This window comes from Bacteroides sp. D1 (assembly GCF_000157095.2).
Taxonomy (GTDB): domain Bacteria; phylum Bacteroidota; class Bacteroidia; order Bacteroidales; family Bacteroidaceae; genus Bacteroides; species Bacteroides xylanisolvens.
This window is the reverse complement of the sequence record NZ_JH114349.1, coordinates 69,138-70,966: the sequence shown is the minus strand read 5'-3', so window position 1 is coordinate 70,966 and position 1,829 is coordinate 69,138. Positions and strand designations below refer to the sequence as shown.

The 1,829-nt window shown below is 36.2% G+C and carries 1 pseudogene; it reads right to left on the bottom strand.

Annotated elements, in window-relative coordinates:
• Window positions 1-600: 600 nt before the first annotated feature.
• A pseudogene (locus BSAG_RS0223445) lies at window positions 601-1,392 on the bottom strand (AAA family ATPase); the annotation flags it as partial.
• Between the last annotated feature and the right edge of the window lie 437 nt (window positions 1,393-1,829).

The window sequence follows — 1,829 nt, the reverse complement described above, 5'->3', positions numbered from 1 at the left end:
TTTTTTTTGCTCTGTTCAGGACGCCGTAATTTTATTGACCTTATTCAAATACCTATCATCCTCAATCGTATCGCTACTCTCTCGGACAAATATTGACGGTTCTATTTTTTTTACTTGTACTACTTGTATTGTTTATCAATATTTCAAAGAACTAACGTGGCTTCCGCCGCGCCTGCTTTCTTTGCGAAAGCGGATGCAAAGATAAGGACTTTTTCAGATAACTTCCAAACTTTTTTCAAAGTTTTTTTGTTTTTATTTTCTGATGCCTCAATCTTGTAGCAGAATGTCAATCATTAGGCTCTGTCTCTCTAGCAAAGCGGGTGCAAAAGTAGACAACTTATCAATAACATCCAAATATATCTGACTATTTTTCGGCTCTTTCTTGAAACTTTTTTTGTAACTCATTGATTGATAACGATGTCATAGAGTATATTTTTTCAGATAGACACATCCTTATATGGAAACCTATACATTATTATATAGTGCACTCAAATGTAAGTTCTATTTTCCTATACCTAACAGAAATTCTATATACATTCAAGATTCCACGATCCACTTTTCGATATTACGAGTTTCTGCGCTGAAATTTATTCCTATTTTAAAATGATAGCCGTCATAACACTCTCTCAAATCTTCACAGAGTTTATCATACGTTATTCCACGTGCTGCTGCAAATTCATGTAGTTCCGCTTCCAGATTTTCATGGATTTCACGCTCGCTGACACCACAAATTTCGACATACTCATTCCACATTGAAATATCATCCAAATTGTTCAAGTCACTGAATACACTGACTTTGCCAAACTTTGTCACGCCGGTAAGCAGAGCAAACTTTATATACCCGTCCTTCGTTTTCAAAGCGCCATAAAATGGCCTCAGGGTATTTTGGAATTGCTTTTGAAGTTCTTCATTGCCGATGGCTTATAACATAGGTTTGTCATACTCATCTACCAGAATAACTACACGTTGCCCCGTCTTTTCGCAAGCACGCTGAATGATACCGGCAAAGCGCAGGGAAAAGGATGTTTCAGACGGACGGGTGCCGTATTGGCTTTCCCAATATTCAAGATTATCATTCAATATTTTATCCAGACTTTCCAGCGTGTCATACTTCTCAATATTAAGGTCGAGATGCAATATAGGATGCTTTATCCAATCCTTTTCCAACTTTTCCACAGCCAATCCTTCAAACAGTTCCTTTTTCCCTTGGAAATAAGCCTCCAAGGTAGAAATGAGCAGACTCTTTCCAAAACGGCGCGGACGACTCAAGAAGTAATAACTTCCGGTCTTGACCATTTGATACATTAATGCAGTTTTATCAATATAGAAATAACCGTCATTACGAATCTTTTCGAAATTCTGAATGCCGATAGGATAAATTTTATTGCTCATAATCTCTGCTTTTATAAATTAACGCCAGCCACCTGTCTTACAAATATATATATTTTTAATAGAACTCCTTCTCACGCAAGGTTAAAAGATTCTTTTCCTCAAGCCACTATTACCTCTAATTTTCCCTACAATAAAGTTTGAAAAAGGTTCTTCGTCAAATTTGGTGGTAATCTCTTTTTTATTTCGACGGTTTCCCTCTTCTTCTTTCTTAATCCTATAAAAAGTTGTAGATATGTTTGCTTTTTAGTAACTTTAAAGACACCACATCATTAAGAGTTACAATGCAACAAGCCATATCTACAACGTACAAATATACATCAAAAAAAGAAAATACTCCTACAAATAGGGGATTATTCCATGATTTCAGATTCAGTCTTGGCTACGATAATCTGCAACAAGATGGTATCTCTGAAGCTGTTGGCTCATTGACGGTCTTT